This is a genomic window from Pseudoxanthomonas sacheonensis, from assembly GCF_010093305.1.
Lineage (GTDB): Bacteria > Pseudomonadota > Gammaproteobacteria > Xanthomonadales > Xanthomonadaceae > Pseudoxanthomonas_A > Pseudoxanthomonas_A sacheonensis.
In genome coordinates, this window is the sequence record NZ_PDWS01000006.1 from 154,154 (window position 1) to 179,272 (window position 25,119).

General features: G+C 65.6%; 21 protein-coding genes and 2 pseudogenes. 15 read left to right on the plus strand and 8 right to left on the minus strand.

What is annotated here, in order from left to right; all coding sequences use genetic code 11:
- Nucleotides 1-16 precede the first annotated feature (16 nt).
- Nucleotides 17-691, plus strand: a pseudogene (locus CSC73_RS07675) (pseudouridine synthase); the annotation flags it as partial.
- Between the two features lie 77 nt (nucleotides 692-768).
- On the opposite strand, the gene CSC73_RS07680 reads toward CSC73_RS07675, so the two are convergent.
- From CSC73_RS07680 to CSC73_RS07690, 3 genes are all read right to left on the minus strand, one after another.
- On the minus strand, nucleotides 769-1,158 hold the full coding sequence (locus CSC73_RS07680) for an MAPEG family protein (protein ID WP_163839853.1): 390 nt from the start codon (nucleotides 1,156-1,158) through the stop codon (nucleotides 769-771).
- Between the two features lie 153 nt (nucleotides 1,159-1,311).
- Nucleotides 1,312-3,009: a M28 family metallopeptidase gene (locus CSC73_RS07685; protein ID WP_163839854.1), complete on the minus strand. Its 1,698-nt coding sequence runs from the start codon at nucleotides 3,007-3,009 to the stop codon at nucleotides 1,312-1,314.
- Between the two features lie 102 nt (nucleotides 3,010-3,111).
- Complete coding sequence (locus CSC73_RS07690; RefSeq protein ID WP_163839855.1) at nucleotides 3,112-3,774, minus strand: DUF4097 family beta strand repeat-containing protein; 663 nt, start codon at nucleotides 3,772-3,774, stop codon at nucleotides 3,112-3,114.
- Nucleotides 3,775-3,967: 193 nt separating this feature from the next.
- Here CSC73_RS07690 and gpmI point away from each other — a divergent pair, with 193 nt between their 5' ends.
- The 3 genes and pseudogenes from gpmI to CSC73_RS07705 form a co-directional block, all read left to right on the plus strand.
- Complete coding sequence (gene gpmI / locus CSC73_RS07695; protein ID WP_163839856.1) at nucleotides 3,968-5,512, plus strand: 2,3-bisphosphoglycerate-independent phosphoglycerate mutase; 1,545 nt, start codon at nucleotides 3,968-3,970, stop codon at nucleotides 5,510-5,512.
- Entirely contained in the window at nucleotides 5,509-6,771 is a 1,263-nt protein-coding gene (locus CSC73_RS07700) for a murein hydrolase activator EnvC family protein (protein WP_163839857.1), read from the plus strand. Before gpmI ends, CSC73_RS07700 begins: the two co-directional genes overlap by 4 nt.
- 252 nt (nucleotides 6,772-7,023) lie before the next feature.
- Nucleotides 7,024-8,331, plus strand: a pseudogene (locus CSC73_RS07705) (S41 family peptidase); the annotation flags it as partial.
- Between the two features lie 94 nt (nucleotides 8,332-8,425).
- Here CSC73_RS07705 and CSC73_RS07710 read toward each other — a convergent pair.
- Nucleotides 8,426-8,746: a DUF1820 family protein gene (locus CSC73_RS07710; RefSeq protein WP_163839859.1), complete on the minus strand. Its 321-nt coding sequence runs from the start codon at nucleotides 8,744-8,746 to the stop codon at nucleotides 8,426-8,428.
- A 196-nt stretch (nucleotides 8,747-8,942) separates the two neighbouring features.
- Nucleotides 8,943-9,635, minus strand: coding sequence for a rhomboid family intramembrane serine protease (locus CSC73_RS07715; RefSeq protein ID WP_093289802.1), 693 nt, complete (start codon nucleotides 9,633-9,635; stop codon nucleotides 8,943-8,945).
- A 234-nt stretch (nucleotides 9,636-9,869) separates the two neighbouring features.
- Here CSC73_RS07715 and CSC73_RS07720 point away from each other — a divergent pair, with 234 nt between their 5' ends.
- Nucleotides 9,870-11,234: an OmpP1/FadL family transporter gene (locus CSC73_RS07720; protein WP_163839860.1), complete on the plus strand. Its 1,365-nt coding sequence runs from the start codon at nucleotides 9,870-9,872 to the stop codon at nucleotides 11,232-11,234.
- Nucleotides 11,235-11,448: 214 nt separating this feature from the next.
- Here the strand turns inward: CSC73_RS07720 and CSC73_RS07725 are convergent, their stop codons facing one another.
- Entirely contained in the window at nucleotides 11,449-12,609 is a 1,161-nt protein-coding gene (locus CSC73_RS07725) for a GGDEF domain-containing protein (protein WP_163839861.1), read from the minus strand.
- A 95-nt stretch (nucleotides 12,610-12,704) separates the two neighbouring features.
- Nucleotides 12,705-16,004 (minus strand): bifunctional proline dehydrogenase/L-glutamate gamma-semialdehyde dehydrogenase PutA, encoded by a 3,300-nt coding sequence (gene putA / locus CSC73_RS18455; RefSeq protein WP_246197422.1) that lies wholly within the window; start codon nucleotides 16,002-16,004, stop codon nucleotides 12,705-12,707.
- Nucleotides 16,005-16,305: 301 nt separating this feature from the next.
- On the opposite strand from putA, the gene CSC73_RS07740 reads away from it, so the two are divergent.
- The 6 genes from CSC73_RS07740 to CSC73_RS07760 are packed head-to-tail and all read left to right on the plus strand — an operon-like array spanning nucleotide 16,306 to nucleotide 21,075.
- On the plus strand, nucleotides 16,306-16,794 hold the full coding sequence (locus tag CSC73_RS07740) for a DUF2244 domain-containing protein (RefSeq protein WP_163839883.1): 489 nt from the start codon (nucleotides 16,306-16,308) through the stop codon (nucleotides 16,792-16,794).
- 18 nt (nucleotides 16,795-16,812) lie between these two features.
- Entirely contained in the window at nucleotides 16,813-17,763 is a 951-nt protein-coding gene (coxB, locus tag CSC73_RS07745; protein ID WP_163839862.1) for a cytochrome c oxidase subunit II, read from the plus strand.
- Nucleotides 17,764-17,819: 56 nt separating this feature from the next.
- Complete coding sequence (ctaD, locus tag CSC73_RS07750) at nucleotides 17,820-19,430, plus strand: cytochrome c oxidase subunit I (RefSeq protein WP_163839863.1); 1,611 nt, start codon at nucleotides 17,820-17,822, stop codon at nucleotides 19,428-19,430.
- A gap of 7 nt (nucleotides 19,431-19,437) precedes the next feature.
- A complete protein-coding gene (locus CSC73_RS18355; protein WP_170299060.1) occupies nucleotides 19,438-19,587 on the plus strand; it encodes a hypothetical protein in 150 nt (49 codons plus the stop codon).
- Nucleotides 19,584-20,162 carry a cytochrome c oxidase assembly protein gene (locus CSC73_RS07755; RefSeq protein ID WP_163839864.1) on the plus strand — a complete coding sequence of 193 codons (579 nt, stop codon included), beginning with the start codon at nucleotides 19,584-19,586 and terminating at the stop codon, nucleotides 20,160-20,162. The genes CSC73_RS18355 and CSC73_RS07755 overlap by 4 nt, the downstream gene beginning before the upstream one ends.
- 34 nt (nucleotides 20,163-20,196) lie before the next feature.
- Nucleotides 20,197-21,075, plus strand: a complete 879-nt coding sequence (locus CSC73_RS07760; RefSeq protein ID WP_163839865.1) for a cytochrome c oxidase subunit 3 — start codon at nucleotides 20,197-20,199, stop codon at nucleotides 21,073-21,075.
- A gap of 200 nt (nucleotides 21,076-21,275) precedes the next feature.
- On the opposite strand, the gene CSC73_RS07765 is transcribed toward CSC73_RS07760, so the two are convergent.
- A complete protein-coding gene (locus CSC73_RS07765; protein ID WP_093289811.1) occupies nucleotides 21,276-21,494 on the minus strand; it encodes a twin transmembrane helix small protein in 219 nt (72 codons plus the stop codon).
- Between the two features lie 69 nt (nucleotides 21,495-21,563).
- On the opposite strand from CSC73_RS07765, the gene CSC73_RS07770 reads away from it, so the two are divergent.
- Genes CSC73_RS07770 through CSC73_RS07785 form a run of 4 tightly spaced genes read left to right on the plus strand, consistent with a single transcriptional unit; the run spans nucleotide 21,564 to nucleotide 25,011 of the window.
- A complete protein-coding gene (locus CSC73_RS07770) occupies nucleotides 21,564-22,304 on the plus strand; it encodes an SURF1 family protein (RefSeq protein WP_163839866.1) in 741 nt (246 codons plus the stop codon).
- A 27-nt stretch (nucleotides 22,305-22,331) separates the two neighbouring features.
- Nucleotides 22,332-22,919, plus strand: a complete 588-nt coding sequence (locus CSC73_RS07775) for a hypothetical protein (protein ID WP_163839867.1) — start codon at nucleotides 22,332-22,334, stop codon at nucleotides 22,917-22,919.
- On the plus strand, nucleotides 22,919-24,082 hold the full coding sequence (locus tag CSC73_RS07780; protein WP_163839868.1) for a COX15/CtaA family protein: 1,164 nt from the start codon (nucleotides 22,919-22,921) through the stop codon (nucleotides 24,080-24,082). The genes CSC73_RS07775 and CSC73_RS07780 overlap by 1 nt, the downstream gene beginning before the upstream one ends.
- Nucleotides 24,079-25,011, plus strand: a complete 933-nt coding sequence (locus CSC73_RS07785; RefSeq protein WP_425502287.1) for a heme o synthase — start codon at nucleotides 24,079-24,081, stop codon at nucleotides 25,009-25,011. The genes CSC73_RS07780 and CSC73_RS07785 overlap by 4 nt, the downstream gene beginning before the upstream one ends.
- The last annotated feature ends 108 nt before the right edge of the window (nucleotides 25,012-25,119 follow it).

Sequence of the window (25,119 nt, forward strand, 5' to 3'; positions counted from 1 at the left end):
GACGACGCTGTTCGTGGATGAATGGCTGGCCGTAGTCGACAAACCGGCCGGACTGATGGTCCACGACAGCAAGCTGGCGCGCGGCGAAACCGATTTCGCCGCCGACCGGCTGCGCGAGCAGTTCGGTAAACCGATCTTCCTGATCCATCGGCTGGACCGGGCCACCAGCGGCTGCCTGCTGCTGGCGTTCGATCGCGAAACGGCCAGCGCCCTGGGCAAGACGCTGATGTCGCAGGACGTGGACAAGGAATACCTGGCAGTTTGTCGCGGCTGGCCCCAGGAAACCTTCACCATCGACCATCCGCTGGATGGAGGGCCGGGCAAGCCGGAGAAGAAGCCGGCGGTGACGCATTTCACCCGTCTGGCGACCGGCGAACTGCCGGTTCCCTCGAACGGATTCGAGACCTCGCGCTACGCCTTGTTGCGTTGTGAGCTGGAAACCGGACGCTTCCGGCAGATCCGCCGGCACCTCAAGCACGCCTTCCATCACATGATCGGCGATACCAGCCATGGCGATGGCCGCCACAATCTGCAGTTCCGCATGCGCGGCGTGCATCGCATGTTGTTGCATGCCTCGCGGTTGTCCTTCACTCACCCCGGAAGCGGCGAACGCATTGCAGTCGCCGCGCCGCTGGACGCCGAATTCCGCAAGGCCTACGGCCTGTTCGGTTGGGACGAACAAACCCTGTAGGAGCGACGCGAGTCGCGAAGCCCTTGATTTTTGCGGGCCTCACTGCTTCGCGACTCGCGTCGCTCCTACGAATCCACTCAGGCGATCTTCAGCGCGGCCATCACGATCAGGGCGATGGCGCTGGCGAAGCCGACCAGCCACACCAGGCTGCGCAGCGCCTGCATGTTGGCCACATAGAACACGCCGTGCAGCACGCGTGCGACGACGAAGACGATGGCCAGCAGGTTGACGGTCGTCGGCGACACGCCGGCCAGCTGCGCCATCAGCACGCCGGCGACGAACGCCGGGAAGGATTCGAAGCCGTTGAGATGGGCGGCATGCGCGCGATTGGAACGGGGATTGGTCTGCCTGGCCTGCCAGCCGCGCGGATCGCGGTTGTTGTAGCGCTCGCCGGATTTCTTGGCGACCGACACCCAAAGGTACGGCAACAGAGCGGCGATCAGGATGCACCAATAGGCGATGGACATGTCTTTCTCCTCAAGGATGCGCCATAGCCTAGCCGAAGCGCCCGCAAATAGAGACGGCGCCTTGCGGCGCCGTCCGGTCTTTTTGTAGGAGCGGGCCCTGCCCGCGACGCTTTTAAAACAAGAGCGTCGCGGGCAGGGCCCGCTCCTACAGGGTCATTTGCCCTTCAACATCGCATCGCGCGCGCTCTTGAACGGATTGCCGGCATACCAGTTCGGCCAGCGATCGCCGTTGGCGATTTCCAGGCCGACGCCGTAGACCGCGGACAGTTCGTCCATGGTGCCGTCCAGCTTCCACGTCGCCGCATCGAACTGGTCGCCGGGCTTGTGGTAGCGGTTCTCGTTGTAGTCCTTGGCCGCCGCGTCGCCCGCGGCCTTGCCGCCGTCGACCAGATCGTCGCCTGCGTCCACATACAGCGCCGGCACGCCGGCCTTGGCGAAGTTGAAGTGATCGGAGCGGAAATAGCTGCCGGCTTCAGGACGCGATTCGGAATGCAGCGTGCGGCCCTGTTTCTCGGCGATGGGCTTGAGGATGTCTTCCAGCTCCGAACTGCCCATGCCGACCACGGTCATGTCGCGGGTCTTGCCGGCCACGCCCATCGCATCCAGGTTGATCACCGCCACGGTCTTGTCCAGCGGCACCACCGGATGGGCGACGTAGTACTTGGAGCCCAGCAGGCCGGATTCCTCCAGCGTCACCGCCAGGAACACCACCGAACGCTTCGGCTTGCCGAGCTTGGCGAACTGCTCGGCGATTTCCAGGATGCCGGCCACGCCGGTCGCGTTGTCCACCGCGCCGTTGTAGATGTTGTCGCCGGTTTCGTCGGGGTGCTTGCCCAGGTGGTCCCAATGCGCCATGTAGACCACCGCTTCATCGGGCTTCTCGCTGCCGGGCAGGATGCCGATCACGTTGCGCGACTGCTTCTCGGTGCTGGTGCTCTTCAGGTCCACGCTCATCTTCGCCGGCAGCGGCACGGCCTTGAAGCCGCGCTTGTTGGCGTCGGCGCGCAGCTTGTCCAGGTCCAGCCCGGCGTCGGCGAACAAAGCCTTGGCCTGGTCGCCGGTGATCCAGCCCTGCAGCGGCACGCGCGGCGCCGGATCGTCGGCGGCGCGCAGGTCGTACTGGGTGCCGGACCAGGAATTCTTCACCACGTCCCAGCCGTAGGAAGCGCCTTCGGTGTCGTGGATGATGATCGCGGCGGCGGCGCCCTTGCGCGCGGCTTCCTCGAACTTGTAGGTCCAGCGCCCGTAGTAGGTCATGCGCTTGCCTTCGAACAAGGATTCGTCCTTGGCGTGGAAGCCCGGGTCGTTGACGAACATCACCACGGTCTTGCCCTTGACGTCCAGGCCGGCGTAGTCGTTCCACTTCTGCTCCGGCGCGTCCACACCGTAGCCGACGAACACCATGTCGCTGGCTTCCACCTTCACTTCAGGCTGGCCGGTCCGCGTGCCCACGACCATGTCGCTGCCGAACTTCAGCGTGTGCGTCTTGCCTTTGACATCGATGGTCATCGCCGTGTTCTCGTCGGCGGTGGTTTCCATCATCGGCACGGTCTGGAAGTAACTGTCGCCGTTGCCGGCCTTCAGGCCGATGCGCTCCATCTGCGTCTTGATGTATTCGACGGTCTTGTCTTCGCCGGGAGTGCCCGGGCCGCGGCCTTCGAACTCGTCGGAGGCCAGCGTCTTCACCAGTTCGGAGAAATCGGCTGCGTTGATATCGGCGGCGAAAGCATGCCCGGCCGCAGCGGGAGCCGCTGGCGCAGCCGGTTCGGGCGTCGCCGTCGTGGGCGTCTCGCGCTTGCAGGCCGATAAAGCGGCCAGCAGGGCGAGGGACAACAGAAGAGGGGATCGCATTCAGGGTTCCTCGTTTCAGGAACCTTCGATTCTAGCGCCTGCGGTCCTGGCGCGCGGGTGCCGATGGGGACGGACCGGAGGATCCGTCCCCGCGTCGGTCGTTCATTCCTTCGGCGCGGTGGGGCCGTCGAAGGTTTTGGCGGTGGCGCCGGTCACCGTGCCGATCTTGGCGGTCTTGTGCACGTACAGCGTGACCGGGCGTTCGAACACCAGCGGGCCTTCCACCACGGCGTTGGGGCCGATGATGATCACCGGATCGCGCTTGGGCTCCATGTTGAACATGCCTTGCGACTTGCGCACGGCCAGGCCGCCACGCACATGCGAGTCGATGCCGACAGTGACGTTGCCGCGCACGGTTTCGATGTCGCCGCCCACCTGCGTGGCGACCAGGCCGATCGCGCCATTCACGGTTTCCACGCCGCCCTTCAGCTTGCCGCCACGGTCGATGAAGATGCTGCCATTGACGGTTTCCACGCCGCCATTGACGGTGACCTCGCGTTCCAGCTTGATGCTGCCATTGACGGTTTCCAGGTCGCCGGTGACGGCCTTGTCGCCCACCGCGATGCTGCCGTTGACCGTGCCGGCGTTATCGGTGGTCGCGCCGCCGCCGATGCGGATGCTGCCGTTGACCGTTTCCAGGTCGCCGTAGGTCTGGCCGGATTCGGCGGTGATGCTGCCGTTGACCTTGGAGACGTCTTCGGCGGCCATTGCGCTGCCGATGCTCAGGGCCAAGGTCAGGAAAAGTGCGGTGCGGGTTGGGGACATGACGGATTTCCTTTCTGAGTGATGACGATTGTGATGCTTTTGGCGCGGGCAGGGTTTAAAGCCCGTTCGGTAATTTCCGCGTGACGGGGCGAAGTAGGGCGGAATTGCGGGAATCCCGCCAGCGTCCAGCAGGTCGGGCTTCGCTACAATCCTTGCCTGGTCGAAGTCACTGGCCTGCCACTGGAGTTCTATCGTGTCCGCTTCCCCCGCGCGTCCCAAGCCCGTCGTCCTGTTGATCCTAGATGGTTGGGGCCATAGAGAGGATCCCGCTGACAATGCGTTGGCCCAGGCCACCTTGCCGAACTGGCAGCGTCTGCTGGCCACCGCGCCGCACACGCTGATCCATACCGAAGGCCGCCATGTGGGCCTGCCGGACGGGCAGATGGGCAATTCCGAGGTCGGGCACATGAATCTGGGCGCCGGCCGCATCGTCTATCAGGATCTGACCCGCGTCGATGCGGCGATCGAGGACGGCAGCTTCTTCGGGAATCCGGAACTGGTCGACGCCTGCGAAGACGCCAAGGCCGACGGCCGCACCTTGCACGTGTTCGGGCTGTTGTCGCCGGGCGGGGTGCATAGCCACGAAACCCATATTTTCGCCATGCTCGATCTGGCCAAGCGTCGTGGCGTGGCCCGCGTGGCCGTGCATGCCTTTCTGGATGGCCGCGACACGCCGCCGCGCTCGGCCCAGGCCAGCCTGCAGGCTTTGCAATCGGTGTGCGACAAGCTGGGCAACGCGCGCATCGCTTCGGTCAGCGGCCGCTATTACGCCATGGACCGCGACAAGCGCTGGGACCGCCTGCGCCTGGCCTGGGACGCCATCGTGGAAGCCAAGAGCGAGCATCATGCCCCCGATGCGCTGTCCGCCCTGCAAGCCGCTTATGCACGTGGCGAGAACGACGAGTTCGTGCTGCCCACGGTGATCGACGGCGCCCAGCCCATGCGCGACGGCGACGCGGTGGTGTTCATGAATTTCCGCGCCGATCGCGCGCGCCAGATCACTTCGGCGTTCGTATCTCCGGGTTTCGACGGATTCGACGCACGCCGGCCGGAACTGTCGCGCTTCGTGTGCCTGACCGAATACGACGCCAAGCTGCCGGCGGCCGTCGCCTTCGGGCCCGACGATCTGCGCCATACGCTGGGCGAACTGCTGGCAGAGGCCGGCCTGACCCAGCTGCGCATCGCCGAGACCGAGAAATACGCGCATGTCACCTTCTTCTTCAGCGGCGGCCGCGAGGAGCCCTTCGCTGGCGAAGAACGCATCCTGGTGCCCAGCCCCAAGGTCGCCACCTACGACCTGCAGCCGGCGATGAGCCTGCCCGAACTCACCGGCAAGCTGGTGGAAGCCATCGGTTCCGGGCGCTTCGACGTGATCGTGTGCAACATCGCCAATCCGGACATGGTGGGCCACAGCGGCGACCTGCAGGCGGCGATCCTGGCCGCGCAGGCGGTGGACATTGCGATAGGCGCGGTGGACGCGGCGGTGCGAGCGCAGCACGGCGCGCTGATCATCACCGCCGATCACGGCAATCTGGAAATGATGCGCGACCCGGATACCGGACAGCCGCATACCGCCCACACCGTGGGGCCGGTGCCGCTGGTGTATGTCGGCGAGCGCACTGCGACACTGCGTGCTGGTGGCGCCTTGCGCGACGTATCGCCCACGTTGCTCGATCTGCTGGGCATGCCGCAGCCTGCGGAAATGACCGGCCGCAGCCTGTTCGACAAAGCCGGATGAAGCCTCGCTTCGTCCTTGCCTGCCTGGCGCTGGCGATCGGCCTGCTGGCCGTCCCACCTTCGCCCGCGCAGAGCCAGCGCGAAGCGGAGAAGAAACTGCAGAAGCTGCGCGGCGAACTGAAGAGCATCGCCCAGGAACGCCGCAAGCTGGAGAACGCGCGCGGCGAAGCGGCCCGCAAGCTGCGCGAGGCCGACGAGCAGGTCGGCGAATCCAGCCGCTCCCTCAACGACACCGAAACCGCGCTCGAGCGCGAAGAAGCCGCGCTCGCGCAATTGCAGAAGCAGCGCGACGACATGCGCTCGCGCCTGGACCGGCAGCGCCGGCAATTGACCGCGCTGGTGCGCGCCTCCTACCAATTGGGCGGCGACGCGCCGTTGAAGGTGCTGCTGTCGCAGGACAAGGTGGCCGACGCCAACCGCGCGCTGGCCTACCACCGCTACCTGCAACGCGACCGCGCCCAGCGGATCGCCGCGCTCTCCACCGAACTGCAGGCGCTGGACGAAGTGGAGCGCGAGATCGCCGCGCGCCGCACGCAGCTCGACGCCACCCGCAACCAGCAGCGCGCCAAGGTCGCTGCGTTGGCCAAGGATCGCCAGACCAGCGCCGCCTTGACCGCCGAGCTCGACCAGCGCTACCAGGACCGCAGCGCGCGCGAAAAAGCGCTGGGCCAGGATGCGCGTTCGCTGGAAAGCCTGCTGGCCAACCTGCGCGCCGCCGTCGCGCGCGCAGAAAGGGAACGCCGTGCCGAGGCGCGGCGCCTGGCGGCGCAGGAAGCCGCCGAGAAACGAGCCGCCGCCACGCCGCGCAACGCGGGCGACAGAACGGCCGCCGCGCGCACGCCGGCGCGCCCTGCCGTGGCCAATGCGCCGGCGCTGAAAGTCGGCGGCCTGGGCTGGCCGCTGTCGGGCAACCTGCTGGCGCGCTTCGGTGGCCGCATGCCCGATGGGCGCGCCAGTTCCGGCGTGTTGATCGGTGCGCCTGCCGGCAGCACGGTCACCGCGGTGGCCGACGGCAGTGTGGTGTTTTCCGAATGGATGACCGGCTACGGCCTGATCCTGATCGTCGACCACGGCAATGGCTACATGAGCCTGTACGCGCACAACGAAAGCCTGTTGCGCGATGTGGGCGACCGGGTCAAGCGCGGCGATGCGCTGGCCAAGGTCGGCACGTCCGGCGGCCAAGGCACGCCGGCGCTGTATTTCGAACTGCGCCGCAACGGCCAGCCGGTCGATCCTTCCTCCTGGCTGCAGCGCCGCTGAGACGCTTTGCCCCCTTTGTAAAGGGGGCTACGGGGGATTTGCTCTTGATCTTTGCTGGGTGAGAAGCAAGAGCAAATCCCCCTCGATCCCCCTTTTGACCAGCCGTTCGGCTGTTGAAAAGCGCTGCAAAGGGGGAGGCAGAAGCGATAGCCGCGTACTGTGGAAATCGTTAACAGGCTTTCCCGCATAATCGGGTGAAACTTCGCACCCCGGTGCGAGGTCGGTCATTCGAAGCCTCCCCGGAGCGATTGCATGCGTTTTCCCCTGGTCCTGTTTCTAGCTTTGTGCTGCATGCCCGCCTTCGCCCAGGAGGCGGAAAAAGAGCCGCCGCTGGTCGCTTCCAGCGACGATCCCGATGCGGCCGAGACCGCGCCCTCGAAAGTGCCGTTGGACGAGATCCGCCGCTACGTGGCGGTGTACAACGCGGTCAAGGACGCCTATGTCGAGCCGGTGGACGACAAGAAGCTGATGCATTCGGCCATTCGCGGGCTGTTGCTGGACCTGGATCCGCACAGCACCTATTTCGACAAGGAAGATGCCGAGGCCTTCGACGAGCAGGCCACCGGCGCCTACGACGGCGTGGGTGTGGAACTGCTGCAGCAGCCCGACAACACCTTGCGCGTGATCGCGCCCATCGACGGCACGCCGGCGGCCAAGGCCGGCATCAAGTCGGGCGATGTGATCGTGGCCATCGACGGCAAACCGATCAGCGGCGAAGACGGAATGGAACCCTTGCGCGGCGAACCAGGGTCCAAACTCACCCTGACCATCGCGCGCGAAGGCAAGCCCAAACCTTTCGACGTCACCCTGACCCGCGAGACCATCCGCATCGCCAGCGTGAGCAGCCGGATGCTGGAGCCGGGCTACGGCTACGTGCGCATCAACAGCTTCCAGGCCGACACCGGCGCCGATTTCCAGCGCAACCTGGACAAGCTGCAGGCCAGTGGAAAGTTGAAGGGATTGGTGCTGGACCTGCGCAGCAATCCGGGCGGCCTGCTGATTTCGGCGGTGCAGGTGGCGGACGAGCTGTTGGAGAAAGGCAACATCGTCAGCACTCGCGGACGCATCGCGATCAGCGATTCCAAGTTCGACGCCACTCCCGGCGACCGCTTGCAGGGCGCCCCGCTGGTCGTACTGGTCGATGCGGGTTCGGCCAGCGCCGCCGAAGTGCTGGCCGGCGCTCTGCGCGACAACCAGCGGGCACGGGTGATCGGCAGCCGTACCTTCGGCAAGGGTTCGGTGCAGACCGTGCTGCCTCTGGATAACGGCGATTCGGTGAAACTGACCACCGCGCGTTACTACACGCCCAGCGGCAAGTCGATCCAGGCCAGCGGCATCGTGCCGGACGTGGTACTCAAGCCCGACGCGCCTGCTGTCAAAGAAGCTGCGTCGCCCTACGATTACAGCGAAGCCACTTTGCCCGGCCATCTGCGCGGCGACGACGAAGGCGCCGAAGGCTACAGCGCCGGCGATGTGCTGGAAGGCGACAAGCCGATCGATGCGGCGCTGGCCGAGTTGAAGAAGAAAGTTCCGGTCGCAGCACCGACAGCCTCCACAAAGCCCTGAACTGCAATCCGTGGGAGCGGCGGGACGCCGCTCCCACCGTACTTCAAGCATCGTGCATCAAGGCTTCCCGGCAGGGAATCCGGGCAATTCAGCGTGGTTTGGACGGCAGCGGAAACGGAGTCACTACCCGTTCGCCGCTTTCCGCATCGCGGATCACCGATTGGCCCTTGCGCTCCACTTCCTCGATGCGAACGATGCTCTGCATCGGCAGATGCAGCACCTTGGTGCCGGCGAATTCGTCGCGCAGGCGTTCCTCGGTCGGGTCCACCACGATGCCGTCGTGCACATCGAACACCAGTTCGCCCACTTCGGTGAAACCCCACAGGCTGCTGGCGGCGACATGCCGGCCGTACAGCTGGTAGATCTTGCCGTGGTTCAGGAAAGTGATTTTGTAGAGGGGCTTGGCCATGGACCGATTATAGAAGCTGGTCGATGGAAGCTGATCGGAACAGAAACTCCGTTCATGCGGAGTCCGGTATCCCGTTCGTGGTGTCGTGAACCATTCGCTCGGAATCTCTTTCCCAATATTGCGCCAAGAGCGTGGTTCGACAAGCTCACCACGAACGGTTCCAAAAACATCCAATAAATCCGCTGCCTGGCTTGAATCAATACCCTTGCCGCTTGCGCAATCTTCGCGCGATGGCCGCGCGCACGAACAGCGCGAACACGATGCCGAACAGGAATCCCGCGATGTGCGCCGACCAGGCCACCGCGCCGAAGGCCGGGCCGATGTAGGCGAAGATCACCTGCAGCAGCGCCCAGATGCCGATCAACAGCGACGCGGGCGCCTTCACGAATTCCAGGAACAACCCCAACGGCACCACCACACCCAGTTTGGCCCGCGGGAACAGCGCCAGATAAGCGCCGATCACCGCCGACACCGCGCCGCTGGCGCCGATGATCACCCGGTCCGGCGTACCGATCGCCAGCACGGCGGCCAGGTTGGAGAAGGCGCCACCCAGCAGGAAAAGGATCAGGAACCGCCATGGACCCATGGTGCGTTCGGCGGGCAGCCCGAAGATCAGCAGGAACACCAGATTGCCCAGCAGGTGCGCCCAATCGGCATGCAGGAACAGCGCAGTGAACAGGCGAAGCGCGCTGCCGTCGCGCACCGCGGCCACCCAGTCCTGGGGCGTGGACAAGCCGCCGGACAAGGCGCCCCAATTCAGCAGCAAGCTGTCGTGAGCGGCCACCGGCCGCGTTGCCGCCCACAGGAAGACCACCCACAGCGCTGCGAACAGAACCGGAGTTGCCCAGCGCAGGGAAGGTTTTTTGCGTGAGGGGAGCGAGACGAACATGGCGGAAATGTACCTGTTCCGCAAACCCAGCGCTGGCAGGGACTTGCATCACAATCATGAACCCAGGACTAACCCGAGCTTCCGAGGGTTGTTAGCTTTTGGTTATCCCCTGAAGGTATACTGCATACGGCGTCGTATGTCGGGAGGGGATTCCGGCACGTGGTTGCAGGGCAAAACATCGTCCTCTGAGCGGCGCAGTGAACCTTTCCCACGTCCTTCCGGAGCAGAGACACCATGGAATTCGTAAGCAAAGCAACCCGCATCTCGGCATTGGCCCTCGGCATCGCCGGCGCCCTCGCCTGTGGCCAGGCCCAGGCCTCGGCTTTCCAGCTGAAAGAAAACAGCGTCAAGGCGCAGGGCCGCGCGATGGCCGGTGCGGCCTCGGCCAAGGGCGACGCTTCGGTCGTCGCCAACAACCCGGCGGTCATGTCCACCTTCACCGAGAAGGCAGTGCAGGCGGACGTCACCGGCATCGATCTTTCGTTCAAATTCGACGGTGGCGGCAGCGCCGCTGCGGGTAGTCCGCTGGCGCAGCCTCTGACCGGCGGAAATGGCGGCGATGCGGGCGGTTTGACCGCCGTACCGGCTGCTTCGTTCGTGCTGCCGCTCAGTGGCGACTTCGAATACCTCACCCTGGGCGCCATGATCAGCGCGCCGTTCGGTCTGAAGACCGAATACGACAACGGCTGGGTCGGCCGCTACCAGGCGTTGAACTCCGATGTGAAGATCATCGACCTGACCCTGGCGGCCTCGCTGGAACTGAGCGATACGTTCTCGGTCGGCGCCGGCGTGATCTACGAACACTCCGACGTCACCCTGTCCAATGCCCTCGACCTGGGCACCGTGATCTGCCAGGCCAGCGCCGCTCTGTGCGCCAGCCCCACTTACGGCCCGCAGCAGAACGACGGTATGGTGTCGGTCAACGGTACCGACAACAGCCTCGGTTGGATCGTCGGCCTCAACTGGCGTCCCACCGACAAACTGTCGCTGGGCTACTCGCACCGTTCCGAGATCGATCATGAGGTCCGCGGTTCCGCAGATTTCACCGTGCCGGCCAACGTCACGCCGATCTTCATGGCCAGCGGCCGCTTCGTCGACACCGGCGCCGGCGCCAAGCTGACCACGCCCAGCGTGGATACCTTCAGCGGCACCTACTACGCCACCGACCGCTTCGCGGTGATGGCCGAAGTGGCGCGCACCGACTGGCATTCGTTGGAAGAAATCCGCATCACCTTCGACAACCCGGCCCAGCCGGATTCGGCCGAGAACTACCTGTGGAAAGACAGCTGGTTCTATTCGCTGGGCGGCGAGTACAAGTTCAGCGACAGCTTCACCTTCCGCGCCGGCGTGGCCCGCGACGACTCACCGATCAGCCTGCCGCACCGCACTCCGCGCATGCCCGACCAGGACCGCATGTGGTACTCGCTGGGCCTGACCTGGAACGCGACCGAGAACTTCGAGCTGAGCGCCAGCTACGTGAAGATCGACCTGGCCGACACGCCGGAAGTGAACATCGGTTCTTCGACCGGCGCGCGCCTGGTGGGCGAATACGACGGCGGCGCCGACCTGTACGGCATCTCCGCGCAGTACCGCTTCTGATCGCGGTTTCTCCGCTTAAGGAAAACCCCGCTTCGGCGGGGTTTTTTATGTGTCCGACTTGATGCTTCGGAAGGGAAGCAAGAAAGCACGCTCGCTGCGCTCACGCTCCCCTCTCCTGCCCTCCGGGCATCCTCCCCCACAGGGGAAGAGGAGAAACAACAGCGGCATCTCTTGCTGGAATCCGGATGCCCCATTATTCCTACCGACGATTTCCTCAAGCATGCAGCCGCATCTGCACCTGGTTGCGCCCCAGCCGCTTGGCTTCGTACAGGGCCTGATCGGCGATCCGCATCAAAGCCGGAAACACTTGCGGTTCGCGGGATGCGCCCACGCCCGCGCTGACCGTCACCTTCACTTTAACGGACGAATCGTGCGCGGCGAATTCCAGCGCCGCCACTTCGGCGCGGATGCGTTCGGCCATGTGCCGCGCGCTTTCGGCGCTGCTGTCGGGCAGCACCACCACGAATTCCTCGCCGCCGATCCGCGCGAACAGGTCGTCGTTGCGGATGCAGGCGCGCACGGTGTCGGAGAAACCCTGCAGCACTTCGTCGCCGGTTTCGTGCCCGTGGACGTCGTTGATGACCTTGAAGTTGTCCAGGTCCATCACGATCACCGCCAGGCCTTTGCCGACCGGCGCGGCATCCACATGCGTGCGCAATTCGCTGCTCAGGCCACGCCGGTTGAGCGCGCCGGTCAGCGGGTCGAACAGCGCGCTGAGCCGCAGCGATTCGCTCGCGCGGAAACTGGTCAGCATGAGCATGCAGAAATTGAGCAGGAACCAGATCGACAGATCCAGGTTGACCCAGGCGTCGTTCGGTCCGTATTGGGCGGTGAATGCGTGCAGCAGGTCCCGCGAGTACAACACCAGCAGCACCGCGCAGCCCAGCATCATGATGCGCGCCGGCACGCGGTCGGGCGCGGTATTGAGGTGGCGCAGTTGGGCGATCACCAGCAACAGCACCAGCACTTCGGTGATGCTCATGGCCGCGCCCTGCGCATCCACCGTGCCCCAGAACCACCAGCCCGCCAACGACAGGCCTACGCACACCGGCATCAACGCCCATTCGTAGATGCGTAGCCGGCGCTGGCCCACGAATCGCATCATCGACCAGGCCAGGCCCACCAGTCCGGCACAGGCCAGAAGACCGCCGAGGCCCGCGGTCCAGTACGCCGAATGCCATTCGCCCGAACGCTCCAGTTCCTGGGTGGTGCCGTCGAGCATCGCGGCGCCCAGCGAATACACCAGGTGGGCCGCGCCCCACAGAGCGATGCCGCGCAGGCCGCGCGAAATGCGCTCCAGGTACCAGAACAGGCCCAGCAGTACGACCGCCAGGCCGCAATCGCTCAGCAGCAGGTTGTAGAAGTCGGTGGTCATCGCCGCCGATAGTATCGGCGGTTATGGCCGACCGTCACGGCAGCGGCCGGTATTCGGCCGCAAGCCGCCCAAAGAGGCCAAGCGAAGCCCGTTGGTTAGTCGCCCAGGGTCAGCAGCGAAGCGTTGCCGCCGGCCGCGGTGGTGTTCACGGTGACGGTCTTCTCGGTGGCGAAACGGGGCAGGTAGTGCGGGCCGCCGGCCTTGGGGCCGGTGCCGGACAGGCCTTGGCCGCCGAAGGGCTGCACGCCGACCACAGCGCCGATCTGGTTGCGGTTGACGTAGACGTTGCCCACTTTGACCCGTGCGGCGATGCGGTCGATGGTCTCGTCGATGCGCGAATGCACGCCCAGGGTCAGGCCGTAGCCGGTGGCGTTGATGGCGTCGATGACCTTGTCCAGTTCCTCGCCCTTCCAGCGCACCACGTGCAGCGCCGGGCCGAAGACTTCCTTGTGCAGCTGGTCCAGCGAATGCAGTTCCCAGGCGCCGGGCGCGAAGTAGGTGCCGTGCGCGGTGGAAGCGTCCGTATGCGCGCGCTTGATCGGCTTGGCTTCTTTATCCATGCGTTCGGCATGGTCCTGCAGGATCTTCAGCGCGTCGGCGTCGATCACCGGGCCCACGTCGGTGGAGAGCAGGCCGGGATCGCCCACCTTCAATTCGTCCATCGCGCCGGCCAGCATGCCGATCACCTTGTCGGCGATGTCTTCCTGCACGAACAGCACGCGTGCGGCCGAACAGCGCTGGCCGGCGGAGGTGAAGGCCGAACCGATGGCGTCCTTGACCAGCTGCTCCGGCAACGCGGAGGAATCGGCGATGAAGGCGTTCTGGCCGCCGGTTTCTGCGATCAGCACACCGATGGCGGCGTCGCGCGCGGCCAGCGCGCGGTTGATGGCGCGCGCGGTGTCGGTGGAGCCGGTGAAGGCCACCCCGGCCACGCGCGGATCCCTGGTCAGTGCCGCACCGACCACCGCGCCGTCGCCGGGCAGGAACTGCACCACGTTCTCCGGCACGCCGGCTTCGTGCAGCAGCTTCACCGCCGCATGGCCGATCAGATTGGTCTGTTCGGCCGGCTTGGCGATCACGCTGTTGCCAGCGGCGAGCGCGGCTGCGACCTGTCCAAGGAAAATGGCCAGCGGGAAATTCCACGGGCTGATGCACACGAACACGCCGCGCCCGTGCAGCTGCAGTTCGTTCGACTCGCCGGTGGGGCCGGGCAGGCGTTCGGGCGCGCCGAACTGCGCGCGCGCCTGGGCGGCGTAGTAGCGCAGGAAATCCACCGCCTCGCGCACTTCGGCCACGCCATCGGGAATGGTCTTGCCGGCTTCCTTGACGCACAGGGCGATGTACTCGGGCATGCGCGCTTCCAGCAAGCCGGCGGCGTACTCCAGGATCGTCGCGCGGCCCGCAGCGGGCGTGCGGTCCCAGCCGGGCTGCGCGGCGACTGCGTTCTGCAGGGCTTTCTCGACGATGGCGGCATCGGCCGCATGCCATTCGCCGACGGTCTGGCGGCGGTCGGCGGGATTGGTCACTGGCAGCGCGCGCGTGGACAGCACCGCGCCCGGCACCAGCGGCGCGGCGCGCCAGCCGTGCGGGCCGGCCTGTGCGAAAGCGGCGTTGACCTGCTCGGCGAGCGCTCGCAGATCCTGATCGTTGGCGAGGTTGGCGCCCATGGAGTTCTTCCTGTCGGTACTCAGGCTTGGCGCCTGGTTCTGGAAAAGTCGCACCGGCAGCGGGATGCGCGGGTGCGGAATGGAGTCGAACGCGGACACGGTTTCCACCGGGTCGCGAATCAGGTCTTCGATGGCCACGCTTTCGTCGGTGATACGGTTGACGAAGCTGGAGTTGGCGCCGTTTTCCAGCAGGCGCCGCACCAGGTACGGCAGCAGGTCCTCATGCGAACCGACCGGTGCGTACACGCGGCAGGGCACGCCCAGGCGGTCGGCGGGAATCACTTCGGCGTACAGGTCGTCGCCCATACCGTGGAGTTTCTGGAACTCGAAGCCCCTCTCCCTCCGGGAGAGGGGTTGGGGTGAGGGTGCGGCGCGGGCGCCAGCAATCGGATGCTCCGTACCCTCACGCCCCAAGGGCGCTTCCTTCGGGGCGTCCGCCCTACGGGCACCTTCTCGTGCAGGGAGAAGGGAGAGCGCATGGATCGCCGCAATAGTCTGCGCATTATGCGTAGCGAACATCGGATACAGCGCATCGATATTCGCGAACATGCGCCGCGCATTAGCCAGGTACGACACATCGGTATTGGGCTTGCGCGTGAACACCGGATAGCCCGGGTGTCCTTCCACCTGCGCGCGCTTCACTTCCGCATCCCAGTACGCGCCCTTGACCAGGCGCACCGGCATGCGGCGGCCGACGCGGCGGGCCAGGTCGGCGAGGAAGTCGATCACGTACGGGGTGCGCTTCTGGTAGGCCTGCACGGCCAGGCCGTAGCCCTCCCAGCCATCGAGCGATTTGTCCGAGAAGGTCGCTTCGATCAAGTCCAGCGAAAGCTCCAGGCGGTCGGCTTCCTCCGCGTCGATGGTGAAGCCGATGCCGTAGGACTTGGCCAGCTGCGCCAGTTCCAGAATGCCCGGAGCCAGTTCGGCCATGACGCGGGCGCGTTTGGCGTGCTCGTAGCGCGGGTGCAGGGCGGACAGCTTGATGGAGATGCTGGGCGCTGCGAAGACGTCGGGGAACGGACCGGTCTTGCCGATGGCGTGGATGGCCTGGCGATAGGCTTCCAGGTAACGCGCCGCATCCTTGGAGGTCAGCGCGCCTTCGCCCAGCATGTCGAACGAATAACGGTAGTTGGCGTTGTCGCCCTTGCGGCTGCGGGCCAGCGCCTCGGCGATGGTGCGGCCCATCACGAACTGGTGGCCCATGATGCGCATGGCCTGGCGCACGGCCAGACGGATCACCGGTTCGCCCACCCGGCCGACCAGGCGCTTGAAGGCGCCGCGCACGTCGTGGCGGGTCAGGTCGTTCAGGCTGACCAGCTTGCCGGTCAGCATCAGGCCCCAGGTGGAAGCGTTGACCAGCACCGAGTCGCTTTCGCCCATGTGCTTCTTCCAGTCCGCGTCGCCCAGCTTGTCGCGGATCAGCTTGTCGGCGGTGTCCTGGTCGGGGATGCGCAGCAGCGCCTCGGCCACGCACATCAGCAGGACGCCTTCCTCGCTGCCCAGGTCGTACTGGCGCATGAAGGCCTCGATGGCGCCCTGGTCCTGCGCGCGGGCACGGACCCGGCTCACCAGGTCGGCGGCCAGCGCCTGGGCCCTGGCCTGGTCTTCGGCGGGCAGGCGGGCCTGCTCCAGCAGTTCGCGCACATGTTCAGCTTCGTCGCGCATCCACGCTGCGGTGATGGCGCGGCGTAGCGGGGCCGCTTCGGCAGGCAGTTCCGGCGACAGCATTTCCGGTGATAGAAGGGCATCGGCGATAGGCGGCGCAACGGCCGCACCGGCGGGCAAGGTGGTCATAGGGTGTCAGGCATGCCTCGGGAGCCCGATAGTGTAGAGCTTGCGCTCCTGCCATATCACCGTAGGAACTGCCGAATATCAGGGCATCCACGCGCCGGATATGCGACGGGACGCGCTGCAGCGGCGCTGGCGGCGGCCCGGCCCGCGGCCGCTCGCATCACCGAAGCTTGCCGCTCGGGGGTGCGGCGGCTACCATTTACAGGGTTTCCTGCGGCCAAAAAGCGCAGTTGGCGACATGATCGAAGTGGTTCCGTCTTTCCCGATCGGGCATGGCGCAAGGCTCAGCCTGCGACCGCCCCGGGCGCTGACGGCCCACCAGTTCAGGGCGCTGTTCGCGGTACTGGCCGGAACGATGTGGTTGGTGGCCAGCGCAGGCTGGCTGGCCGGCAACGTGTTCGCGCCGGCCTTCGCGTTGCTGCACAGCGCGATCGTGGCGGCGGCGCTGCGGTGGTTGTGGCGCAGCGGCGAGCGCGGCGAAAGCATCACCATCGATCCCCAGGTGGTGGAAGTAAGCCGCAGCAACGGAAACGGGGTAGAGACGCAAGCGATATTCCGGGCGCATCCCTATTGGGTGCGACTGCTTATCGAAGAGGAAGGCGAAAGGATTTCGCTGGTTTCCAGCGGCAGGCGGGTCGAGGTGGGTAGCTTCCTCGGTCCGGCCGAACGCCGGGAACTGGCAAGGCAGTTGCAGGATTTACTGGCGGCGGCAAGCCGCTACCGATGACGCACAAGGGTCTAGGCAATGATGCAAGCGAAAGGTTTCTTCAAGCGGGTCACGCGGTCTTTGGGTGCGGCCTGCGCATTGTCGCTGGCGCCGGCACTGGCCTGGGCGCAATCGGCCGACCCCAAGCCCTGGCAGCTCAACATGGGCAAGGGCGTCACCACGTCCGCGCAGCACGCCTACGACGCGCACATGATCGCGCTGTACGTGTGCGTGGTCATCGGCATCATCGTGTTCGGCGCCATGGCCTACGCCATGTTCAAGTTCCGCAAGTCCAAGGGTGCGGTCGCGGCGCAGTTCAGCCATAACACCACGGCGGAAATCATCTGGACGGTGATCCCGATCCTGATCCTGGTGGTGATGGCCTGGCCGGCCACGGCCAAGCTGATCGCCATGTACGACACCCGCGATTCGGAAATGACGGTGAAGATCACCGGCGTGCAGTGGATGTGGAAGTACGAATACCTGGGCCAGGACGTCCAGTTCACCAGCCGCCTGGACCGCGAATCGGACCGCATCCGCCAGAGCAAGGCCAAGCCTTCGCTGGAAGCCAATCCGCACTACCTGCTCGATGTCGACAACCAGCTGGTGCTGCCGGTCAACACCAAGATCCGTTTCGTCATCACCGCCGACGACGTGATCCACGCCTGGTGGGTGCCGGCGCTGGGCTGGAAGCAGGACGCCATTCCCGGAATCATCAACGAGGCCTGGACCGACATCCAGACCCCGGGCATCTACCGCGGCCAGTGCGCCGAACTGTGCGGCAAGGACCATGGCTTCATGCCGATCGTGGTCAAGGCCGTAAGCAAGGAAGAGTTCAAGACCTGGCTGGCCTCGCGCAAGCCGGCCGCACCGGCGCCTGCTGCTCCGGCCCCTGCCGCTACGCCAGCGGCTGCGCCGGCCGAAGCGGCCCCCGCTGCGGCGCCGCCGGTCGAAGCCGCACCCGCCGCCCCAGAGCCCGCCAAGGTCTGAGCGCTCCCGCGCCGATCTTTCGCCAGTCCGCATTCGATTTTTTGAGGTAGCACCCCATGGCCCATTCCGAAGTCGCCCACCATGACGATCACGGCCACAAGCAAGGCTTCATCGAGCGTTGGTTCTTCTCGACCAACCACAAAGACATCGGCACGCTGTACCTGATCTTCAGCTTCATCATGTTCATCATCGGCGCGTTCATGTCGGTGCTGATCCGTCTGGAGCTGATGACCCCGGGCCTGCAGTTCCTGAAGCCCGAACAGTTCAACCAAATGACCTCGGTGCACGCGCTGGTGATGATCTTCGGCGGGGTGATGCCGGCGTTCGTGGGCCTGGCCAACTGGATGGTGCCGCTGCAGATCGGCGCGCCGGACATGGCGCTGCCGCGCATGAACAACTGGTCGTTCTGGATCATGCCGTTCGCCTTCACCCTGCTGTTGATGACCCTGGCGCTGCCGGGCGGCGCGCCGGCCGGCGGCTGGACCCTGTACCCGCCGCTGTCGCTGCAGGGCGGCTACAACGTGGCCTTCACCGTGTTCGCCATCCACATGATGGGCGTCAGCTCGATCATGGGCGCGATCAACATCATCGCCACCATCCTCAACATGCGCGCTCCGGGCATCGACCTGCTGAAGATGCCGATCTTCTGCTGGACCTGGCTGATCACCGCGTTCCTGCTGATCGCGGTGATGCCGGTGCTGGCCGGCGCGGTGACCATGCTGCTGACCGACAAGTTCTTCGGCACTTCGTTCTTCAACGCGGCCGGCGGCGGCGACCCGGTGATGTACCAGCACATCTTCTGGTTCTTCGGCCATCCGGAGGTCTACATCATGATCCTGCCGGCGTTCGGCATCGCCAGCGAGATCCTGCCGACCTTCAGCCGCAAGCCGCTGTTCGGCTACCAGGCCATGGTCTACGCCACCGCCTCGATCGCGTTCCTGTCGTTCATCGTCTGGGCGCACCACATGTTCACCGTGGGCATGCCGCTGGGCGGCGAAATCTACTTCATGTTCGCGACCATGCTGATCGCCATCCCCACCGGGGTGAAGGTGTTCAACTGGGTCAGCACCATGTGGCGCGGCTCGCTTTCCTTCGAGACGCCGATGCTGTGGGCCATCGCCTTCGTGATCCTGTTCACCATCGGCGGTTTCTCCGGCCTGATGCTGGCCATCGTGCCGGCGGACTTCCAGTACCACGACACCTATTTCGTGGTCGCGCACTTCCATTACGTGCTGGTCACCGGCGCGCTGTTCGGCATCATCGCCGCGGTCTACTACTGGTGGCCGAAGTGGACCGGCCGCATGTACAGCGAGTTCTGGAGCAAGTTCCACTTCTGGTGGACCGTCGTGTTCGTCAATCTGCTGTTCTTCCCGCAGCACTTCCTGGGCCTGGCCGGCATGCCGCGCCGCATCCCGGACTACAACCCTGTGTTCGCCGACTGGAACATGGTCAGCTCGATCGGTGCGTTCGGTATGTTCGCCACGCCGTTCATGATGGGCATCATCCTGTGGCTGTCGCTGCGCAACGGCGAAAAGGCCCAAGCGCGGGCGTGGGAAACCGCGCGCGGCCTGGAATGGACGGTGCCTTCGCCGGCGCCGCACCACACCTTCACCACGCCGCCGGTGATCCGTCCGGGCGACCTGGCTCACGACGACGTGACCCACTGATCGGACCATGAGCGAACCCACCCGTCCCGCCGCTCGCTCTACGGAGCATGACCTCGCCGTGCGCCGCAAGCGCGCGCTGCGCACGGCGTTGGTGATGGGCGGCCTGGCGCTGCTGGTCTACGTGGCCTTCATCCTGTCCGGGGTGCTCGCGCAATGAGCGCGCAGAAGTCCAACACGGCCGGGCTGTTCAAGCTGGTGGGCGTGTCGCTGGCAGCCTTCGCCTTCACTTTCTCGCTGGTGCCCCTGTACCGCATCGCCTGCGAGAAAGTATTCGGGATCCGTCTGGAACAGGGTCCGGGCGAGGCCCGCGCAGCCGCGCTGACGCCCAACGCGCGCAAGGTGACCGTGCAATTCGACGGCGGCGTGAATTCCAAACTGCCGTGGGCGTTCCATCCGGAACAGCTGACCATGCAGGTGGTGCCGGGCGAGTTGAACGAGGCCCTGTATTTCGCGCGCAACGACGGCAAGAGCGCCATCGTCGGCAGCGCGGTGCCTTCGGTGGCGCCGGCGCGCGCGTCGGGTTACTTCACCAAGACCGAATGCTTCTGCTTCACCGCCCAGACCCTGCAGGCCGGCGAGACCCGCGACATGCCGGTGCGTTTCATCGTCGATCCCGACCTGCCGGCCGACGTGAAAACCATCACCCTGTCGTATACCTTCTTCAAGAACGATGCCCTGACCGCGCGCCTGGGTTCGGGCAAGACTTCGTCGTCGCCGCTCGCGGCTCCGTAAACACCACAAGATCAGCAACAGGAACGACCCCGCCATGGCCCAATCGCATTCGCCGGACGCCAACGTCTACTACGTACCGCACCACAGCAAGTGGCCGTTCGTGGGCTCCATCGCCATGTTCACCACCATGCTGGGCGTGGCCAGCTGGCTCAACGAGACGGCCTGGGGCAAGTGGGCGTTCTTCGCCGGCATCGTCATGCTCTGCGCCACGTTGTTCATGTGGTTCGGCGATGTGATCCGCGAATCGATCACCGGCAACTACAACAAGCAGGTGGACGTGTCCTTCCGCATGGGCATGGTGTGGTTCATTTTTTCCGAGGTGATGTTCTTCGGCGCGTTCTTCGGCGCACTGTTCTACGCGCGCAACCTGGCGCTGCCGTGGCTGGGCGGCGAAGGCGACGGCGTGATGACCAATGCGCTGCTGTGGGACGGTTTCAGCGCGGCCTGGCCGACTTCGGGTCCGGCACAGGTCGGTGGCGCGTTCCAGACCATCCCGGCCTGGGGCCTGCCGCTGGTCAACACCCTCATCCTGCTCAGCTCCGGCGTGACCCTGACCATCGCCCACCATGCGCTGAAGGCGGCCAACCGCAAGCAGGTGCTGGTCTGGCTGGGCCTGACCGTGGTGCTGGGCTGCCTGTTCCTCACCTTCCAGGCCGAGGAGTACATCCACGCCTACAAGGAATTGAACCTGACCCTGGGTTCGGGCATCTACGGTTCCACCTTCTTCATGCTCACCGGCTTCCACGGCGCGCACGTGTTCCTGGGCACGCTGATGCTGCTGATCATGTGGCTGCGCGTGGCCAAGGGCCATTTCACCAAGGACAACCATTTCGCGTTCGAAGCGGCCGCGTGGTACTGGCACTTCGTCGACGTGGTGTGGCTGGGACTGTTCCTGTTCGTCTACGTGCTTTGATGCATCCCTTCTCCCTCCGGCGCCCAAAGGGTGTGCAGAGCTGAGAAGGTGGCGCGCAACGCCGGATGAGGGTACGGCGAAGCGAGATGGCGAACAGTGCGGATTGGTAGTCAGTCCTTCATTCGCTTTGTTGCCGGCAGAATGTCCTCTTCGCCGTACCCTCACCCCAACCCCTCTCCCGCTGGAGAGGGGCTTTCGTTTCAGCCGCCGATACCGTGCGGCTTGATCACGCCGGTATAGATGCCCAGCGCCACCAGCAGGATCAGCGCCACCGAGAAGGCGATGCGCCGGGTCAGCGCATTGACGGTACGCTTGCTCTGGCCCTTGTCGACCAGCAGGTAGTACAGGCCGGCGCCCAGGTTCCACAGGATCACTATCAGGAACGCGATGATCAGCAGGGTTTTCAGCGAGTCGTTCATGGTGCTTTGGTCCGGCGGTGGGCACGTAATATCAAGGCTCGCATTATCGCAGGCGCGGGAGCAGTGCGCGTGAGAAGGACCAGCAACGGTCTGTTCGGTTGGGCGCTCGCGCTGCTGGCGATAGCGCTGTTCTGCAGCCTTGGCGTCTGGCAGCTGGATCGGGGCAAGCAGAAACAGGCGATGCTGGACCAATCGCAGGGCGTGCTGGCCGCCCGCAAGCCCTTGCCGCTGCGCGCCGCCGCCGATCCGGTCCGCGCCGATGCTTACGACTGGGCGCAAGGGGAGGGCCGTTTCCTGGACAGGCCCGCGGTATTGCTGGACAACCAGGTCAGCGAAGGGCGTTCGGGCGTGCGTGTCTACCGCGTGTTCCAACCTGGCGTGCCCCAGGGCGATGCCGCCGCCACACCGCCCGTGCTGGTCGAGCTGGGGTGGATGCCGCTTCCGGGCGACCGTAGCCTTCCCCGCATCGATTCGTTTGCCGCCACCACGCAGGTGGCCGGTCTGCTGGCGCCGCCGCCCTCGGCGGGCCTGGCCGCCGCAGTGGTCTCGCCGCAGGCCGACGGCAATCTGCTGGCGACCAGCCTCGACCATGCGGTGCTTTCGAGCGCGCTCAAGCTGCCGACGCTGGCTCCGCGCGTGCTGCGTCTGGATCCCGCGCTCAAGATCGGCTACCTGCGCGATCTGGATATTCTGCCCAACACCCTGCCGCCCGAACGCCACCTGGGCTATGCGGTGCAATGGTTCGGGCTGGCGCTGGCCGTGCTGATCACCGCCCTGGTGCTGACGCTGCGCAAGCGCCGGCGGCGTTGAATGGCCGCGCATGAGAAAATGCCGGACATGAATTCGACCCCCCCTCTTCCGACCCCCTCCGAGGCGGCGCGGATCCGTCGCGGACGCTGGATCCTGGTGCTGATCTTCCTGCTGTTCTTCGGCACGATCTTCGGCGCCGGCGTACTGCGGTTCAGCGGTTGGCAGCCGCAGGGCACCAAAGCCCATGGCGAGATGCTGCGCCCGGCGGTGGATGCGCGCGCAGTGGTGCCCAAGCTGAAGGACGGCGGCGACTACGCGTGGCGGCCGGCCGAACGCATGTGGCGGATCGCGGTCGCGCCGCCGGCCGACTGCGCGAGCGCCTGTCTGAAACTGGCCAGGGATCTGGACGTGGTGTGGCAGCTGTTCGGCAACAAGGCCGACCACGTCGAAATCCTCTGGATCGGTTCCCATCCCGCCGGCGCTCCCCAGACCCCGTCGCTGCGTCTGCTGCAACCCACGCCCGAACTGATGGCCGCGTTGCCGCGCGTGGACGATCCGGCCGGCGTGCCGCTGTACGTGATCGATCCCAACGGCTTCGTGATCCTGCGCTATGCGCCGGGCACCGACCCGGGCTTCATCCGCACCGACGTTTCGAAATTGCTCAAGCTGATCTGATGAACCTGCTCGCCCGTCCCGCCGTCTACAAGCATTTCCACCGCTTCGCCTGGCTCGCCGTGGCGCTCACCTTGTGCGTGGTGGTGTTCGGCGCCTTCGTGCGCTTGTCCGATGCGGGCCTGAGCTGTCCGGATTGGCCGACCTGCTACGGACGCGCCGCATGGCCGCAGGCCGCCAGCGAAGTGAACGATCACGCCGCCAGCGCCATCCGTCCGTTCGAAACCCACAAGGCCTGGCGCGAGCAGGTGCACAGGATGCTGGCCGGTTCGCTGGGCGTGCTGGTGCTGCTGCTGGCGGTGCTGGCCGCGCGCAAGCGCCGCTACGGCATCGCACAGATCGTCGTCGCTTCGTTGCTGGTGGCCACTGCGATTCCGTTGTACATGCGCGGCGAACACCAGGCGGCATCGGCGCTGGCGGTCCTGGGCGAAGTCGTTCTGCTTTTCGCCGCATTGCGCTGGTCCAACGTGGACCTGGCGCGGGTCGGTGCGCTCACGCTGGCGGTGATCATCTTCCAGGCGCTGCTGGGCATGTGGACGGTGACCTGGCTGCTCAAGCCCATCGTGGTCATGGGCCATCTGCTGGGCGGGCTGACCACTTTCGCGCTGTTGACCTGGATGGCGTGGCGAGCGATCGACCGGCCGATCATCGTGGTCGAAGCGGTCGCGCTGAAGCGCTGGGTGATCGCCGGACTGGTGCTGCTGGGATTGCAGATCGCACTCGGCGGCTGGGTCAGCGCCAACTACGCCGCGCTGTCCTGCGGCGCGGGCAGCTGGTCGGCGGACAATTTCCCCAAGTGCGTGGGTCAGTGGTGGCCGCCGCACGATTTCCGCGAAGGCTTCGTGCTCTGGCGCGGCGTCGGCGTGGATTACGAAGGCGGCGTGCTGGACGGCGCTTCGCGCATCGCCATCCAGATGGCGCACCGCATCGTCGCTGTCGTTCTCGCTCTGTATTTGTTGACGTTCGCCGTGCGCCTGCTTCGCACGCCGGGCATGCGCGGCTGGTCCACCGCTTTGTTCGTACTGGTCGTGGCCCAGGTCTCGCTTGGCGTTCTCAACGTCAAGCTCGCTCTGCCGCTGCACGTGGCGGTCGCGCATAACGCGGGCGCCGCGCTGCTGTTGTTCGCACTGGTCTCGCTGCTGGCGCGTCTGCGCAAATTGGAATGACGATGTCGGTCGTGCGCCAGTACTGGAGCCTCACCAAGCCGCGCGTGGTCGCGCTGATCGTATTCACCGCGCTGGTGGGCATGCTGCTGGCCATCGACGGCATGCCCGATGCGCAACAACTCAAGCGCGGCGCGCTCGGCTTCCTCGGCATCTGGCTGGCGGCTTCCAGCGCCGCGGCCATCAACCAGATCCTGGACGCGCGTATCGACGCGAAGATGGCGCGCACCTCCTGGCGTCCGTTGGTGGTCGGGCAACTGCAGCCGTGGCAGGCGCTGGTGTTCGCGCTGGTGCTGGCGGCGATCTCGATGGCGGTGCTGGTGCTGTGGGTCAACACCATCACCGCGGTGCTGACCTTCGCTTCGCTGATAGGCTACGCGGTGGTCTATACCGTGTTCCTGAAACGCGCCACGCCGCAGAACATCGTCATCGGTGGCATCGCCGGCGCGGCGCCGCCGCTGCTGGGCTGGGCCGCGATCACCGGCATGACCGGGCGCTGGGACTGGGCCCACGCGCTGCTGCTGGTGCTGATCATCTTCGTGTGGACGCCGCCGCATTTCTGGGCGTTGGCGATCTTCCGCCGCGAAGACTACGCGCGCGCGCTGGTGCCGATGCTGCCGGTGACCCACGGCGTGACCTATACGCGCTGGCAGATCCTGTTCTACACGGTGCTGCTGGTGGAAGTGACGGTGCTGCCGTGCATCATCGGCATGAGCGGTTTCTTCTACCTGGGCGGGGCGCTGGTGCTGGGTGCGGTGTTCCTGTGGTACGCGTGGCGCTTGCTGGACCCGCCGGACGAATTCTTCCCGATGCGCGTGTTCAACTATTCCATCGTCTACCTGATGGCGCTGTTCGCCTTCCTGCTGGCCGACCACTGGCTGATGCCGCTGCTGCAACCGGCGTCGCTGATCGAATTCGTGCCGCAATCCTGAGCAGCGTTCCTCCGCGACTTGTTCGTATTGCCTATACTCGATAGGTCGATAACAAGGGGGATCGCAGAGATGACGCAGCGGCGCGGGATTGCTTCGAGTTGCCTGTTC

Excerpts from the sequence above, each read along its gene's own strand:
- CSC73_RS07760 (WP_163839865.1), top strand. The coding sequence starts at position 20,197 with ATGGCCCAATCGCATTCGCCGGACGCCAACGTCTACTACGTACCGCAC.
- CSC73_RS07720 (WP_163839860.1), top strand. The coding sequence starts at position 9,870 with ATGGAATTCGTAAGCAAAGCAACCCGCATCTCGGCATTGGCCCTCGGC.
- ctaD (WP_163839863.1), top strand. The coding sequence starts at position 17,820 with ATGGCCCATTCCGAAGTCGCCCACCATGACGATCACGGCCACAAGCAA.
- CSC73_RS07785 (WP_425502287.1), top strand. The coding sequence starts at position 24,079 with ATGACGATGTCGGTCGTGCGCCAGTACTGGAGCCTCACCAAGCCGCGC.
- CSC73_RS07780 (WP_163839868.1), top strand. The coding sequence starts at position 22,919 with ATGAACCTGCTCGCCCGTCCCGCCGTCTACAAGCATTTCCACCGCTTC.
- CSC73_RS07680 (WP_163839853.1), bottom strand. The coding sequence starts at position 1,158 with ATGTCCATCGCCTATTGGTGCATCCTGATCGCCGCTCTGTTGCCGTAC.
- coxB (WP_163839862.1), top strand. The coding sequence starts at position 16,813 with ATGATGCAAGCGAAAGGTTTCTTCAAGCGGGTCACGCGGTCTTTGGGT.
- CSC73_RS07775 (WP_163839867.1), top strand. The coding sequence starts at position 22,332 with ATGAATTCGACCCCCCCTCTTCCGACCCCCTCCGAGGCGGCGCGGATC.
- CSC73_RS07685 (WP_163839854.1), bottom strand. The coding sequence starts at position 3,009 with ATGCGATCCCCTCTTCTGTTGTCCCTCGCCCTGCTGGCCGCTTTATCG.
- CSC73_RS07755 (WP_163839864.1), top strand. The coding sequence starts at position 19,584 with ATGAGCGCGCAGAAGTCCAACACGGCCGGGCTGTTCAAGCTGGTGGGC.
- CSC73_RS07710 (WP_163839859.1), bottom strand. The coding sequence starts at position 8,746 with ATGGCCAAGCCCCTCTACAAAATCACTTTCCTGAACCACGGCAAGATC.
- CSC73_RS07690 (WP_163839855.1), bottom strand. The coding sequence starts at position 3,774 with ATGTCCCCAACCCGCACCGCACTTTTCCTGACCTTGGCCCTGAGCATC.
- CSC73_RS18355 (WP_170299060.1), top strand. The coding sequence starts at position 19,438 with ATGAGCGAACCCACCCGTCCCGCCGCTCGCTCTACGGAGCATGACCTC.
- CSC73_RS07740 (WP_163839883.1), top strand. The coding sequence starts at position 16,306 with ATGATCGAAGTGGTTCCGTCTTTCCCGATCGGGCATGGCGCAAGGCTC.
- CSC73_RS07700 (WP_163839857.1), top strand. The coding sequence starts at position 5,509 with ATGAAGCCTCGCTTCGTCCTTGCCTGCCTGGCGCTGGCGATCGGCCTG.
- CSC73_RS07715 (WP_093289802.1), bottom strand. The coding sequence starts at position 9,635 with ATGTTCGTCTCGCTCCCCTCACGCAAAAAACCTTCCCTGCGCTGGGCA.
- putA (WP_246197422.1), bottom strand. The coding sequence starts at position 16,004 with ATGCTGTCGCCGGAACTGCCTGCCGAAGCGGCCCCGCTACGCCGCGCC.
- CSC73_RS07725 (WP_163839861.1), bottom strand. The coding sequence starts at position 12,609 with ATGACCACCGACTTCTACAACCTGCTGCTGAGCGATTGCGGCCTGGCG.
- CSC73_RS07765 (WP_093289811.1), bottom strand. The coding sequence starts at position 21,494 with ATGAACGACTCGCTGAAAACCCTGCTGATCATCGCGTTCCTGATAGTG.